Source organism: Campylobacter concisus (genome assembly GCF_003048615.2).
Classification (GTDB): Bacteria; Campylobacterota; Campylobacteria; order Campylobacterales; family Campylobacteraceae; genus Campylobacter_A; species Campylobacter_A concisus_C.
Genome location: NZ_CP049263.1, coordinates 1,549,519 through 1,565,154 on the forward strand (window position 1 = coordinate 1,549,519; position 15,636 = coordinate 1,565,154).

Annotated in this window: 16 protein-coding genes; all 16 read right to left on the reverse strand. The window is 31.6% G+C overall.

Translation table 11 applies throughout. The features are described from left to right. Positions 1-438 carry a MaoC family dehydratase gene (locus tag CVS89_RS07785; RefSeq protein WP_107847499.1) on the reverse strand — a complete coding sequence of 146 codons (438 nt, stop codon included), beginning with the start codon at positions 436-438 and terminating at the stop codon, positions 1-3. Then, positions 428-1,357: a UDP-3-O-(3-hydroxymyristoyl)glucosamine N-acyltransferase gene (locus CVS89_RS07790; protein ID WP_107847497.1), complete on the reverse strand. Its 930-nt coding sequence runs from the start codon at positions 1,355-1,357 to the stop codon at positions 428-430. The genes CVS89_RS07785 and CVS89_RS07790 overlap by 11 nt, the downstream gene beginning before the upstream one ends. After that, a complete protein-coding gene (locus CVS89_RS07795) occupies positions 1,347-2,072 on the reverse strand; it encodes a hypothetical protein (protein ID WP_107847495.1) in 726 nt (241 codons plus the stop codon). The genes CVS89_RS07790 and CVS89_RS07795 overlap by 11 nt, the downstream gene beginning before the upstream one ends. After that, positions 2,072-2,995 (reverse strand): methionyl-tRNA formyltransferase, encoded by a 924-nt coding sequence (locus CVS89_RS07800; protein WP_107847493.1) that lies wholly within the window; start codon positions 2,993-2,995, stop codon positions 2,072-2,074. The genes CVS89_RS07795 and CVS89_RS07800 overlap by 1 nt, the downstream gene beginning before the upstream one ends. Beyond that, positions 2,992-3,684: a hypothetical protein gene (locus CVS89_RS07805; protein WP_107847490.1), complete on the reverse strand. Its 693-nt coding sequence runs from the start codon at positions 3,682-3,684 to the stop codon at positions 2,992-2,994. The genes CVS89_RS07800 and CVS89_RS07805 overlap by 4 nt, the downstream gene beginning before the upstream one ends. Further along, on the reverse strand, positions 3,681-4,691 hold the full coding sequence (locus tag CVS89_RS07810) for an ATP-grasp domain-containing protein (RefSeq protein ID WP_103646472.1): 1,011 nt from the start codon (positions 4,689-4,691) through the stop codon (positions 3,681-3,683). Before CVS89_RS07810 ends, CVS89_RS07805 begins: the two co-directional genes overlap by 4 nt. Continuing rightward, positions 4,681-5,364 carry a metallophosphoesterase family protein gene (locus tag CVS89_RS07815; RefSeq protein ID WP_103646473.1) on the reverse strand — a complete coding sequence of 228 codons (684 nt, stop codon included), beginning with the start codon at positions 5,362-5,364 and terminating at the stop codon, positions 4,681-4,683. Before CVS89_RS07815 ends, CVS89_RS07810 begins: the two co-directional genes overlap by 11 nt. After that, complete coding sequence (locus tag CVS89_RS07820; protein ID WP_107847488.1) at positions 5,342-6,235, reverse strand: NAD-dependent epimerase/dehydratase family protein; 894 nt, start codon at positions 6,233-6,235, stop codon at positions 5,342-5,344. The genes CVS89_RS07815 and CVS89_RS07820 overlap by 23 nt, the downstream gene beginning before the upstream one ends. Next, the gene (gene asnB, locus CVS89_RS07825) at positions 6,207-8,195 is read right to left on the reverse strand and encodes an asparagine synthase (glutamine-hydrolyzing) (protein ID WP_107847486.1); all 1,989 of its coding nucleotides are present in this window, start codon (positions 8,193-8,195) and stop codon (positions 6,207-6,209) included. Before asnB ends, CVS89_RS07820 begins: the two co-directional genes overlap by 29 nt. Position 8,196: 1 nt before the next feature. After that, positions 8,197-9,411 (reverse strand): DegT/DnrJ/EryC1/StrS family aminotransferase, encoded by a 1,215-nt coding sequence (locus CVS89_RS07830; RefSeq protein WP_107847484.1) that lies wholly within the window; start codon positions 9,409-9,411, stop codon positions 8,197-8,199. Next, a complete protein-coding gene (locus CVS89_RS07835; RefSeq protein WP_159070847.1) occupies positions 9,374-10,132 on the reverse strand; it encodes a hypothetical protein in 759 nt (252 codons plus the stop codon). The genes CVS89_RS07830 and CVS89_RS07835 overlap by 38 nt, the downstream gene beginning before the upstream one ends. A 251-nt stretch (positions 10,133-10,383) precedes the next feature. Then, positions 10,384-11,370 (reverse strand): NAD-dependent epimerase/dehydratase family protein, encoded by a 987-nt coding sequence (locus CVS89_RS07840; RefSeq protein ID WP_012140261.1) that lies wholly within the window; start codon positions 11,368-11,370, stop codon positions 10,384-10,386. Positions 11,371-11,383: 13 nt separating this feature from the next. After that, entirely contained in the window at positions 11,384-12,472 is a 1,089-nt protein-coding gene (locus CVS89_RS07845) for a DegT/DnrJ/EryC1/StrS family aminotransferase (RefSeq protein WP_012140262.1), read from the reverse strand. Positions 12,473-12,475: 3 nt separating this feature from the next. Then, the gene (locus tag CVS89_RS07850) at positions 12,476-13,051 is read right to left on the reverse strand and encodes an acyltransferase (protein ID WP_012140263.1); all 576 of its coding nucleotides are present in this window, start codon (positions 13,049-13,051) and stop codon (positions 12,476-12,478) included. Further along, positions 13,051-14,016, reverse strand: coding sequence for a Gfo/Idh/MocA family oxidoreductase (locus CVS89_RS07855; protein ID WP_012140264.1), 966 nt, complete (start codon positions 14,014-14,016; stop codon positions 13,051-13,053). The genes CVS89_RS07850 and CVS89_RS07855 overlap by 1 nt, the downstream gene beginning before the upstream one ends. 32 nt (positions 14,017-14,048) lie before the next feature. After that, a complete protein-coding gene (argS, locus tag CVS89_RS07860) occupies positions 14,049-15,632 on the reverse strand; it encodes an arginine--tRNA ligase (RefSeq protein ID WP_107847477.1) in 1,584 nt (527 codons plus the stop codon). Between the last annotated feature and the right edge of the window lie 4 nt (positions 15,633-15,636).

A 15,636-nucleotide genomic window follows, 5' to 3' on the forward strand; every position in this document is an offset into this window, starting at 1 on the left:
TTACCCTTTAACAAGTGGTATGTATATTTCAGCCACACCGTCGATCACGACCTTACTCTTAACCGAGCACGTTGTTTTAAAATATACTCTTCGTTTTATCAAATTAACATCGGCTACTTCAACTTTAACAGTAACCGTATCATCAATATAAATTGGTCTTTTAAAATTTAGCGACTGGGAAACATATATGCTGCCATGTCCTGGTAGTTTTGTCCCAAACAAAGACGAAAAATATGAAGCCAACATCATACCATGTGCAATTCTTTTTTTATATCTTGACCTTTGAGCATATTCATCGCACATATGTATTGGGTTTTTATCTCCGGATACTCCGGAAAATATTTTAATATCCGCATCTGTTATTGTTTGAGTATATAAAGCGTACATTCCTATATGAATATCTTCTATTGGTATACCGCTAAAATTATCACTTAACATATTTTTTTCCAAGTTGTATTGTTTTATTAAGCCTAGCTACATCCCTCATGCTCAAATTACTTATAGATGCTAGGGTTTTATTTGCCTCTACGTCTTTTAAAATGCAAACACCGGCACCCAAAAAAGAATTATCCCCTATACTAACTCCATCCCTAATTGTAACATTTGGTCCAATCCAACAATTTTTTCCAATTTTTACACTGCCGCTTATTTCGGACATGGCAACAATACACACATTTTTTTCTATTGTAACATTATGGGCAATAAAAACACAATCATCTATTTTTACATTATCTTTTATTACTGTTGAATTTAAAGTCGCTCTAGCTATGACTGTGTTGGCACCAATCTCAACATTGTTTCCTATTATTACGTTGCCAAAATGCGGAAATCTAATAGGAACCCCTTTTTCATCTCTTTCAAAACCAAATCCAGCACCTCCTATTAGAGCACCAGCCTTAATATAGCAGTTGTCTCCAATAACTGTATTGGCTTCTATGACAACGTTTTCTTCTATTATAACATTGCTGCCAATTACAACATTATCTTTTATTGCAGAGTTATATCCTATTGATAAATTTTTGCCAAATTTACAGTTATAGCCAATCTTAACAGAGTCATCCACGCCAAAAACTCTTTTTTTTTGAAAAAATTCATTTAAAACCCTTATAAAATCCAATCTAGGTTTTTTACTTAGTATAAAAGTTGCATGCGGATTACTACATATATCAAAATCGTCTATGGCTATAATCAAGCATCTTAGATTATTATCAATCTTAAAGCACCTCTTATTTGCGAAAGTCAAGCAATTGTCTTTTACCATATCCAAGGATGTAAATTCACTGATGACAAAATTAGAACCAATAAAAGGTTTTTTTAAAAATTTTGCAATATCCGATACGCTCAAGTTACTTAACATTTATTCTCCCATTATCTTTTAGTGTTTGGTCATATTTTTTAATCGTGCTATCATACCTACCCTTTATACACTTCAGTATTCTATCTCTTGGTTTCATTTCTTTTCTTTGCCACCAAGCTGGATGTGTCAATATTTGTACCCTATCATGGCATTCACTCAAAAAACTATCTAATCTTTTATATCTCCAATATCCATTACTATCACTACAATATGCAACATGCTCCTTAAAATACTTTGCGTATGCATTAATCATATCAACATATGCCATATCGTCATACTTTAAAATATCACTTGAAGGATTATGAAAAGAAAATGCCTTGATTGTAGTCTGAAATAAATTTTCTAAGATACTTTTTTCAAATACTAAGTGTTGATTTAAATCAGAAATATTAGATATGTGATATTGAGTAGGATCAAAATGTAATCCAATCTGATGCCCCAGCCCTAATATATTTGAAACCAATTCTCTAATTTCATGTTCAAATAAATTATAAAACAAAGAACCAAGCTGAACAAAGTAAGTTGCCTTTAAGCCAAGATTATATTCTATCTTAGATAAAGCAAACGCCCTATGCATTGAAAAATCAACATCATGTCGCAATATGACATATTTGTTCATTTTTTGATATTCGTCAAAAAAAATAGTAGTATTCTTGATTTTCTTTAATAGCTCTTTATAGTTATTTTCAGTAAAGTCTTCAATAAAACAATTCATTACCTCAACCTTTTTCTTATGCTTTTTATCTTTTCCCCAGGAGAACCAACAAACCCCATATACTCTATTGTATTAATTTTCAGCTTCCCATTGCCAGTTATAACTATTATACTACCATCTTGGTCTATACTACATACCTGACCACACTCGGATAAATATTTTTCATCATCATTATAAAGTTCAGCATCCCAAATAATAAATTTATTATTATCATATTCACAATAAGCTCCACAATATGGCTTATTGGTGGCATTTATCAAACGCAAAATCTCTAAATTTGTTTTCCTCCAGTCTATCTTTCCGTCTTCTGGCAGCCTCGGATAACACCTCATTGCTCTACTGGAATCTTCATTTTTGCTCTCTAGTACATAAAGTGGATTATTAGCCAACTTATTTATTGATTCTAAAAACATATTTGGTATAACCTCTGCAAACCATTGATAAATATATGTTATTTTAGTATTTATATCTATATCTAAAAATTTTCTATCAATAATATTGCCATTATCAACCTCACCACCAATCATAGAGTGAATGCATAGTCCGATTTTTGTTTCACCGTTTAATATAGCCCAAGCTTGGCATGCATTACCTCTATATTTTGGCAAATCTCCACCATGCGCATTCAAAATACCAAGTGGAAACAAATCAATAACCTTTTGAGAAATAATACTAGAATAATTTAAGCTCACAGCTATATCACAAGAAGCATCTTTAATATCTCGGACATAATCATCTAACCTGCTAGTATATATATATTTTATTTTATTCTTTTTTGCTATTTGTTCAAATTCAAAAGCACTCTTTGTATACTCAGGCGCTTCTTTTGATGTTATTATTAACCCAATCTCATAATTATTATCTAACAGAAGTTTTAATGTTTCATATAATATTTCAGTTCTACCTATAACAGCGACTTTCACATTATCTCCATGTAACTTTTTAAATTATAAATATTTATTTTTTTATTACTATACGCTTCTATAATATCTTCAAGCATAGATTCTGATCCAAGCAAACTATTTTTCAATATATTTCCAGTTTTTTTATATTCAATATAACTTTCATTTGTGCTGGAGTTTAAAAAAATATGAATAGGATGAAAATCAAGTATTTTATGAGTCATATTACGTATACTTTGCAAGCTATATTTTTTATTTAATTGATAAAATTCATAATCGTCTTCCCAATTATATGGGCATCTTATTAGTTTCAAACCATTTATTTCAAAATTAAATTTTATCATTTGATTAATATTTGGCATCAAAATAGAGCTATCAATTTTTATACCCCTTTCCATCATGTATATTAAAATATTTGATGAAATACTTAATCCATGAGATCTACTAGATATTGCCTCGGGAACAATATTTAAACAATAGTCTATAACATCTTTATAATTATCTCCGTGACTTGAGCCATTATTAAAATTCGGATGGATGCCAAGCTCAAAAAAATCATATTTTCTTATAGTATGAAGTAATCTGGTATCATGTGTAATAAAAAAAGTGGCTGGAACACTATTTGGTATTAGCTTATCCAACAAATAGGAAAGTACTTCATCATTACACCAATCTAGGTCAAATGTTAAACTTAAATTATCACTATTCAAATTATAAGCTCTTTTATGGTTCTCATAATCAGCATATCCTTATAGCTAACATTTTGCACTTTACCGAAAATATCATTTTTTATTATAATTTCTGGCTCATTATATCCAGCCATTGCTCTCAAAGATGTTGTTCCGGACAATCTTGGGTTAATCTCAAAAAGCATTAACTTGCCACCAACTTCTCTACATTGTATATTTAGTGGTCCCCTAGAATCTAGAACTCTTGCTATGTGTTCCGCCTGCCTTTGTAAGTCTTCTCTATGACAAACATACCCTTGGGAAACACCGGAAGATATGACGCAACCATTTAATTTTTTATTTGTAGATAATGCATTATTTATGATGCGTTTAACAACAATACTACCCAAGATATTACCATTCTTATCTGAACTAACACCTATTGTATACTCATTTTCATGTGTACCTATATATTCTTGCGCTACTAAATCAACGTTATGTCTTAACATAAACTCAGCCAACAACCTACAATCATATTCATCAAAAACCACATAAACATCGGCCGATCCACCAGAACCAGTGCTTGGCTTTAAAACCAATGGATAGAAATCTATTTCACCTATATCATCAAGAGAAGCTATTTTTTTAAATTTAGGTAAAGCAATTCCTTTTTCTTTTAAAAAAACATATGTATTAAATTTATTCATACATAAAGATATAACTTCTTTTGAGTTTAAGGGATGTCCAATCCCAATTCTTTCAAACTCGCTTCTATATTCGGATATAAATTTTAACTCTGCCTCAGATCCGTGAAATATAAAAGAGATATTATGCTTTTTTATAATATTAAAAACAACATTTTTGTAATTACTTTCGGTAACTTTGGGAACGACATAAAAATGGTCGACCAAAGCCTTTCCAGTACTAAATTCACTAATATCTGTCCCTATAATTGTTAGATCAATATCTTCAATTAATTTAAGTGACTTTAAAATTTGTTCACCATGTCCTCCACCGCCTATACCAGTTACCAATATATTAGCCTTCATTCTTATCTCTCTTTAAAATTTTTATTAAGCTATCATGATATCCATTGTAACTCAATTGTTTTGAAAATGTATTAAAATCTTGGTCTACTTTTTGAATCAAAACACTATTTCTTTGAAAATCTATAATTACATAAGATGACTGCTTGGTACAATCCCTAGGCTGTCCAACAGAACCAGGATTAATAATACATGTTCCATTTTTATATAAAATACTTGGAATATGAGTATGTCCAAAACAATAATAATTATAAGATTTTAAAAAGTTAGACCCCAATTCATGCGTATTATATAAATACTTTTCAGCATTATTTGGCAATGAATGTGTCATATAGATAATTTTATCGCCTTCTTTTAAAACTATTTCATCTTTTAGAGACATTAAAAAAGACAAATTTTCACTACTGAGTTCTTTAATCTGTCTCTTAAAGCCATAAATAATTTCATTCTCTATATCATATTTGAGCTCACCTAATAAATATTTCTCATGGTTGCCTTTTACACAATATATATTTTTTTCTCTAATAAAATCAATTACATGATTCGGTTCATTATAATATCCAACAAGATCGCCTAAACAATAAATTCGATCAATATCGTTACGATTAATACTATTAAATACATTTTTAAAATAAAAGAAATTGGAATGTATGTCAGATATTAACGCTATTTTCATACTTAACCCAATCTATATATTTCTTTAAACCATCCTTTAATCTGGTTTTTGGAAAATATCCAAAATCTTTAAAAGCTTTCTTGTAGCTATATTTTGGACGATAGTTCTCCTGCGGATCTATTCCATCAAAAATTATTTTGGATTTAGATTTTACAATATCTATAATTAACTCTGCCAATCTAAACATCGATATATTACTTTTACCGACTATTTCATATGTGCCTTGAACATCTTTTTCTATTGCTAGTTCTATCGCATTTAAAATATCTCCAGCATATGTGAAATTTTGCTCTCTACTTCCATCTCCAAATACTATAATATCCTGATTACTAAGTGCCCTATTTACAAAAATTCTTAAAACATTATTTGCTTTTAAAAACTCACCATATGGGGATGATATTCTAAATGAAGTAGCATCTACACCATTTTTATTTAACATTGAACAAAAAAGCTCGCCAGTAATTTTTGATAATGTATAATAGTCGCCAACATCAAATAATTTTGGATTTGTCATAGAACCGAAAGTGCTCATATAAATAAATTTTTTAACATTATTTTTTAAAGTAAATTTGAATAAATTTTCGACCATATATGTGTTGTCTTTAAATAACTGATATGTCGCTTCTGCAAAATTCCTTGGTATAATGGATGCATTATGAATAATACAATCTATTCTCTTATTACATAAAATCTCACAAATATTAGTATATAAACTATCAAACTTCACAAAACCATCATCTAAAGAAGATGTTGTGGCAAAAATAATCTCATAATTATTTCTTATGTTACTTCTTATATAGCTTCCAAGAAATCCAGTAGATCCAGTAATGACTATAGTTTTTTTATCCATATATTTTATTCCACTCTTCAAAATTTAATAAACTCCAAATAAAAAGCCTTCTATTTTGCCTACCATTTAAATGTTCTCCTAATAACCTTTTAACTGTTTTCTTATCAAAATAGCTGTAAATTTTGGCATCCTTGTTTAAAAGTTTCATCCTTACAAAATCAATGCTATCACCCCTAAACCAACTCTCGTCAGGAGAGCTAAAGCCTTGCTTAATGGCATCATTAATCTCGCTTGGTATATATTTTTTCATGGCCTTACGTAATATTATTTTACCGTCATTTGTCTTCTGAAGTTTCCCTATAGTATTTTCATCAACATTAATAACGCTTTTTAGATTCTTAAGTTTAAATTTTACCGGTATTTTCTGAACAAAATCAACCAAATCATTATCCAAAAACGGCACTCTAGTTTCCAATGAATGTGCCATTGACAACTTATCTTCAACAACTAAAAGTCCGTGCAAAAAAGTTTTAGCTTCAAAATATAATGAGTCATTTATGTATTCTTCTGGAGTTTGTTTTGTTTCCTTGTTTATAAAAATATTTGAAAAAATATCTCTTGTCCATACATTCTCGACATCCTTTACAATTGGACGAAAAAGATCTTTTAAGTCCTTATTTGGCAAAAGCCTCTTCCAGAAACCATAATACTTATCTATATAGTCATCAAAATTTATATTATTGATAGCCTTATAGTACCTCCAAGGATATCCAGCAAATAACTCATCTCCTCCAGTCCCCCCAAGAACAACTTTAGAAAATTTACTGGCAAGTTTTGCGGCATAATAATTTGGATAACTCTGTCCAACACGTGGTTCCTCTAGATGATATGCAAAATCGCTTAAACACCTCTCCATATCGCCAGATTTTAAAACCATTTCATAATGTTCTGTTTTAAATTTATATGACATATATTCGGATTTTGCTCTCTCATCAAAACCAAGCTCTATACCATTTGTACTATTTAAATCAAAACCAACAGTGAATGTATTTAGCCAAGGAATGTTTTTAGAAGCAATAGCAACTATTGAACCACTATCTAAGCCGCCACTAAGGTAGCTTCCAATGGGAACATCAGCAACAAGTTGCCTCTTAACTGCTTGAGTTAAAAGCCTATCTAATTCTTCTATGCACTCTTTTTCATCTTTAAAATTTTCTTCCTTAAAGTTAAAATCCCAAAATTTAATATTTTTAATATCCTTAGTTTTTAAATTAATATCAAGAAAGTGGCCAGGTTCTAAAATTTGTATATTTTTATGAAGGGTTTTATCGGTAAAGATATTTTGAAAGGTGAAATATTCCAATAATGCTTCTTTATCGATTTTTGATTCATAATCTTTATACTCCAAAATAGACTTTATTTCACTTGCGAAGACAAGAGTATTATTTTTGGTTAAATGGTAATAAAGAGGCTTAATACCATAGCGATCACGTGCTAAAATAATGCGTTTTTTTAAATTATCATATATACAAAAAGAAAACATACCGTTAAACTTTTCAATACATTTTTCGCCCCACTCTATATAAGCATATATAATAACTTCGGTATCAGTATGACTTTTAAATTTATGTCCTATTTTTATTAGCTCATTTCTTATTTCTTGAAAATTATAAATTTCACCATTATAAACAATCCAAATATTTTTAGATAAATCACTCATGGGCTGATGTCCTGCATAGCTTATATCAAGTATCGCAAGTCTTCTGTGTCCTAAAAACAAATCATAATCATGTAAATATAATTCTCTTTTTATAGAATTAGATTCAATAGTTGGAAGCATGTCATCTATATTTTTAAATTTATCATCCGTTAAATTTTGAAAAAAAGACAGCTTATCATTATTGTGTCTAGATCCTGTATGAAAAAATAAGTATCCAGCATCATCGGGGCCCCTATGGGAAATCTTATCAGTCATAGGTTTTGCATAATCAACGCAAATACTTTTAGCTTCTAATGATATCGCCCCAACAATGCCACACATCTTAAGCCAATGCCTTTTTTATATGATCTATCACATATTGAAACTCTTCATCACTCATGTCTGCATACATAGGCAGTGATATAGTTAACCTATCTGCAGCATAAGAATTTAAAAAATCCTCATCTTTAAAATTATTTTTTACTTTATAATAACCTAGTGTATGTACGGCATGAGTACCTTGTCTTGTTGCTATGCCATTTTCTTCAAGAATTTGCATTAGATTATTGCGCTTTTGGTTTATATTGTCTATTATATCCTTATTTAGTTCTGTCAAATCTACCCCATCCGTAAATAAACAAACATATGACTGATATCCATGCTTATATCCATTTGGTATATATGGTGGAATTAAAATTTCAGATAATTTTTTATTATTAACTACTTCGCTTTTTAATGCATCATCGTATTTTTTAGCGATCCTTCGCCTGCCATTCATAATTCTCTCTTTTTTATCCATTTGACAAGAACCCAAAGCACCCTGTATATCAGTCATTCTGTAGTTATACCCAAGAATATCAAAATTTGGCAAAAGAGAACCACCCTTTTCAATATGTCTTTGCAAATCACTCTTGCTAGCACCATGATCCTTTAGCATAGAAACCAAACCAGCTATCTTTTCATCATTAGTAATCAACATTCCACCTTCGCCAGTACTAATAGACTTTCTTGGATGAAATGAAAAACACCCGCAGTCGCCAAATGTACCAGAATGCCTGTCTTCTATCCATCCATCAAAACCACAAGCACTGTCTTCTATAACTTTTAGGTTATACTTCTTTGCAATCTGCATTATAGCAGGCATATTTGCACAAAGTCCAAATAAATTTACTGGCATTATGGCTTTTATATTTTTATCATTTTTTATCAAATTTTCAAGTCTAGTTTCATCAATATTAAATGTTCTTAAATCGATATCGCAAAATACAACTTCTGCACCAGTGTATTCAACAGCATTTGCACTGGCCACAAAGGTAAAAGATGGTACAATAACTTTATCACCTTTTTTGATACCCATTGCCACTAACCCTAAATGTAAAGCAGTTGTGCAATTACTTGTTGCATATGCAAACCTACTATTCGTAAAATTTGCAAATTTATCTTGAAATTTAGACACATTTGGACCCTGAACAACCCAACCGCTTCTTAGCGGCTCGATAATTGCCAATTCCTCATCTTTATCAAAAATGGTTTTTGTAATTGGGATATTCCTCTTCATTTTTTTCTCCGTAAAATCTTTTATTAAACTCATCAATAGTCATAATTAAAGCATTAGGATAATATGCCAAAACTCTATCTTTGTATTGTGTGTCCTTTAGTGCAATATAAATTTTTTCATTTTCCAAAATAATTAGGATCTGCAATACACGTTTATACCAAGTTTTTATATCTGAATAAATAAAATCTGCCACTCCATAATAGTTAATTCCATCAGAAGAAAACGATTGTGTATCTAAGTTTTCATCAGAGGATAAAAACACAAATTTTATATCATCCCAATTTATATCTTCAAAAAAATCCCTTAGATTCATTTCTTTGTTTTTATACATAAAATATCTATTATTGTCTATATCAAATAGAGTCCATTTTTCGTCAACTTTTACTTCCAATAAAGTATGAACATTGTCATAAGTATTCCATTGTTCCATGGTTAAAAAAGAAGCTATTCTGCTTTCAATTCCTTTTTGTTGCAATAGCCGTTGTATAAACAAAGATATATCACCGCATGTTAAAGAGAGCTTATTGTTTGCAATTTTCTTTATCCGTTCTTCATGCGATAACAAACGATCCTTTGTACCGTGTACATGTAGCCATGACAAAGATAACAACAAAGAAAAAATATTATGTTTATATATAATTAAATTTTTATTAATATTTGAATTAAAATCAACTAAATAATAATACCCCTCTCTTGTCATATTATATTCCGCCCCCCCCATTTATAGATGCCAGGCTCATTGATAAGTGTACTATTGATGGACATTGAGCTTTCATTATTGACAATATGATATATTTTTTCCACGCTAGTACCATTAAAATATAAAACCAAATTCTCATTTGAAATTTTAGATATTTTTTTACTATCATCTTTGTTATCGTAATAATTTCTGTAAGGGTAAAAATAATTGTATATTAATATAAAGGACATAGCTACAATAAAAATAAGTATTAAAACTATTTTTCTCATTATTTACCCAAGAATTTCATTTGCCTCGCGCCAAGCAATCAACTTTTTAAGGCCTTCCTCTAATGAGTATTTATATTTAAACCCCAATTCTCTTTCTGCTTTTTCTCTTGAGCCTATACGATTTTGAACAAGCTGCCTAGCATCATCTGCACTATATGGTATAAATTTTATTTTTAAATTCGAGTTTTTAAGTCTAAGCATCGTTTCACAAAGTGTTTTTATGGTAGTTTGTACTTCTGTGCCAACATTATAAAAACCAAATTTTACATCCGATTTAAGAGCAGATATATTACATCTTGCTATATCTTCAACATATATAAAATCATAAGCTTGGGATCCGTCCCCATTAACAGATGGCTCTTCGTTCCTATCTATTTTATTTAAAACTATAGGTACAACACCACTATATACAGCATGCTGGTCTTGTCCGGGACCATATACGTTCATGTATCTAAGTCCTATAACTTCCAAACCATATCTATCATTATAAGCAGTACACATAGCCTCTCCAGCTATTTTTGTAGCACCATAAAAATTTTTATTGTTAAAAGGGTGTGTTTCTTTCATAGGAACTTCTACCGCATCTCCGTACACTGAAGCAGATGAGCTATAAATTAATTTTTTAACTTTATGCTTTACACAAGCTTCAAGTACATTAAATGTACCAGCTATATTTACATCAAATGCAGTCCTTGGAAAATCTTTACAATGCAAAAGCCACATAGCAGCAAGGTGAAAAACATAATCTATACCCTCCATCGCTTTATCCAAAACATCCACCTCCCTAACATCACCACCATATGAGAAAATATGACATCTTGGATCTCTAAGACTTTCTCTTATATTATCCAATTTTCCACGAGTAAAATTATCATAAATTATAACCTCTTTAACTGGCTCTTTAAGTAGCTCGCTTACAACAAATCCACCTATAAAGCCTGCTGCACCTATAACTAAAACTCTAGAATCTTGTAACTTATTATTATTCATTTTTACATCCTATTTATTTTAAATTTTCTACAATAAATTCAATTTCCACATCTTTTAAATATGGATTCATAGGTAAGCTCATTATCTCATTTGAAATCATTTCCGCTATAGGGAAGTCTCCGGACTTATATCCTAAATATTTAAAACACTCTTGTAAATGAAGTGGCATAGGATAATGTACAGCTGTTGGCACACCGGCTTCTTTTAATTTTAGCTGCACTTTATCTCTATTTTTTATTCTAATAGAATACTGTGCCCAAGCTGACTGAGCTCTACTATCAATGTATGGCAATATTACATTTTTATCTTGCAATGCATCTGTGTATTTAGATGCCACTTCTTGTCTTAATGATAAATCTTTTTTGTAATGTCCAAGTTTTACCAACAAGACAGCTGCTTGAATAGTATCTAATCTACCACCAATACCAATATATTGATGATGATATCTTTTTGACTGCCCGTGTAAGCGTAAAGATTTTAACTTTACCGCCAAATTTTCATCATTTGTAAAAACAGCACCACCGTCACCATAACAGCCAAGTGGTTTAGCTGGAAAAAATGATGTAGTAGCAATATCGCCAAGAGCCAAATCTTTGACATTATTAAAGCTTGCGCCAAAACTCTGCGCACCATCAACTATAACCTTTAGGTTATGTTTTTTGGCTATTTTTGAAATTTCGTCCATATCAGCAGGCTGACCATAAAGTGAAACTGGAAGTATGGCTTTTGTTTTTGAAGTTATGACTGCTTCTATTTTATTAGCATCTATATTATAAGTTTTTTCATCGATATCAACAAAAACTGGTTTTGCTCCAAGCAAAGCAATCATTTCAGATGTTGCTACAAAAGTAAAAGGTGTTGTAATAACTTCATCACCTGGCTTAATATCAATAGCCATTAGAGCCATCAAAATGGCGTCAGTTCCACTACTGCAGCTTATGGCATACTTAACATCTATATATTTTTCTAGTTCTGTTTCAAGCTCAGAAACTTCAGTGCCCATTATAAAGTTACAATTTCTAGCTACCTTTAAAATAGCTTTTTCTATTTCATCTTTATAAAGTTCATGTTGATATGTTAAATTTGCAAAATCTATATTCATATTTTACTCTTTCACTACTATTAAATTTTCATCAACTACCCTATAACTACTACCATCAAAATTATCAACAGCCAATCCGTTACCATCAAATTTCAGTGTATTTCCCGCCTTACTAACCCAACCTATTTGTCGCGCCGGCACACCAACCATAAGCGCATAAGGTTTCACGTCGCGATTTATAACAGCTCCACTTCCTATGAGAGCATACTCACCGATAGTAACACCACAAACTATAGTAGCATTTGCACCAATGCTACAGCCTTTTTTTAAAAGTGTTTTTTTAAATTCTTCTTTTCTAATTATAAAAGCGCGTGGATTTATAACGTTTGTAAAAACCATAGATGGTCCCAAAAACACATCATCTTCTATTTCAACACCTTCATATATTGAAACATTATTCTGCACTTTTACACCATTACCGACTCTAACATTTGGTCCAACAACACAATTTTGACCAAATGAACAATTTTGTCCAATAATAGAATTGGCTAATATATGAGAAAAATGCCAAATCTTTGTTTTTTCCCCAATTATTACATCACTATCTATAAACGAACTTTCGTGAGCAAAATATGGCATTATTCTACCACCTTTTTACAAAAAGGATGATATTCTCCTTTTAATCCAATAGGTGACATTTTTCTTATGCTTGAAACAATATTTATGGAATTTCTAGCCTCATCCAAGCCAAATCCTTCTCCTGAAAGGATGTGCTCATAGCTTTTGGTATGCAAATCAGTAAAACCATCAGAAAATTCTATTTCATCACCATCAACCTTAATACTTCTAAAAGTTCTTTTTCCACTGTTTTTTATATTCTCAGGAATATAATCATAGTTGACAGACAAAAACCATCTAACATTTGCGTTTTTAAGCCTCATATATCCTGCATTTGCATCAGGTTGCTTAAGGTGAACTATATTTTCCTCTATAGGTCCAAAAATCCAAGAGAGCATATCAAAAAAATGCACTCCAATATTTGTAGCAACGCCACCAGACTTATCTTCATCGCCCTTCCATGATATAAAATACCATTTACCACGAGATGTTAAGTAGGTCAAATCTACATCATAAATTCTGTCTGGGTTTTGTAAAAGCTCTTTTGAAATTTTGTTTTTTAATGCAACAATTGACTCATGAAGCCTTAGCTGTAAAATATTAAATACTTTTTTGCCACTCTCTTCTTCGATTATTTTTAATTGATCTATGTTATGCGGATTTAAAACAAGTGGCTTCTCACATATTGCATTTGCTCCGCTTCTTAGAGCAAAACGAATATGGCTGTCGTGTAGATAATTTGGAGTAGTTATTGCAATATACTCTATTTTTTTATTACCGTTTCTTCGCCACTTATCAACAAATCTATCAAACCTTTCATATTCAGTAAAAAAATAAGCTTGCGGGAAATAACTATCCATTATTCCTATTCCATCATAGGGATCTAGAGCTGCAATCAGTTCATTGCCTGTATCCTTAATAGCCCTCATATGCCTTGGAGCTATATATCCACTAGCGCCTATCAAACCAAAATTTATACCACTCATCTTAATAATCCTTTTTATCTGAAATTTAAATCTTACATCCTATCTTTAGCTGTGATTCCCATTATATTAAATGCTGTTTTTATCGAGACAGCAACGACTGCAAATACCTTTAGTAAGCTATCTTCATTTTCGTTGCCAACCACGCGGTTTTCATTATAAAATTTATGAAAACTAGCAGCTAGTGACTTTAGATAGTCTGGTATTTTTTGAAGCTGCCTTGAAGCAAAAGCATCCTCTAAAATTTCAGGCAAGATAAGCGCTTCAAAAAGTAAATTTTTAGCATTTTCATCTAGGCACTTAAAGTCCGCATTTATCACGTCACTAACGCTTTTTTCAGCCTTTGCAAAGACCTGATTTATCCTAGCGTGAGCGTAATTTATATAAAAAATAGGGTTTGAGCTATCCTCTTTTTTAAGCTCATCCACGTCAAATTCCAAACTGCTCGTGTTTGCCTTGCTTATAAAGATAAATCTAAGTGCCTCAGCACCGATCTCGCTTGCGATATCACTCATAAGCACGGCATTGCCAGCGCGCTTACTCATCTTGTATGGCTTGCCCTCTTTTAGCAGACTAACCATCTGCATAAGTATCACTTCAAGCCTGTTTTCATCGTATCCAAGGAAATTTATCGCAGCCTTTAGCCTTGCGATATATCCATGGTGGTCAGCACCCCAAATGTTTATGTAGTGATCAAAATTTTTCTCAAATTTAGCATTATGATAAATGATGTCACCAGCTAGATATGTTGGCCTGCCGTCATTTCTAACCACAACCCTATCATTATCATCGCCAAGTGTGGTCGAAGCGATATAAGTAGCGCCCTCTTTTTCATACATTTGATTTGAACGTTTTAGCTTGTTTATAGTTGGCTCTAGGCCATCATAAAGAGCTTTCTCGCTAGCCCAGCTCTCTATAAATATCCCAACGTCCGCTAAATCTTTTTTGATAATCTCAAGCACGATATCCTTGCCAAACTCGGCAAGCTCGAGATTTCTGCTCTCGTCATAAAAAATTTCCTTGCCAAATTTCTCATTTGCAAGCTTAGCAATATCTAAAATATAATCCCCGCGGTAGTATTTCTCTGGATAGACAACGCTTTCGTTAAAAAGCTGCTCTTTTGCCGCAAGTGATATCGAAGTGCCAAGTAGGTCGATTTGATTACCAGCATCGTTTATATAGTATTCTGTTGAGATAGCGTAGCCAAGTCTTTTACCAAGTCTTGCCAAAGTATCACCGTAAACTGCGCCTCTAACGTGCCCGATGTGAAGCGGTCCAGTTGGATTTGCGCTGATATATTCTATTAAATAGCTATCTTTTTTCGCATCTTCTTTTGCAAAATTTTCGCTATCTAGCAAAATTTGCTTTGAAATTTCATCTAAAAATTCGCTCTTAAGCTTGAAATTTAAGTAGCCATTTACCGCGCTAGCTTCCACTATATTACTGTCACTAAATTTATCAGCAAACTCACTAGCTATCATAGCTGGCGACTTTCTTAGCTCTTTTGCGAGGCTAAAAAGCGGCGTCGCATAGTGGGCTAAATTTTTATCCTTTGGCTTTTCAAGCACAAATTCTCGCTCTAAAACCTTTGAAATTTCAGCTTTTACTTTATCTTTCAACTCT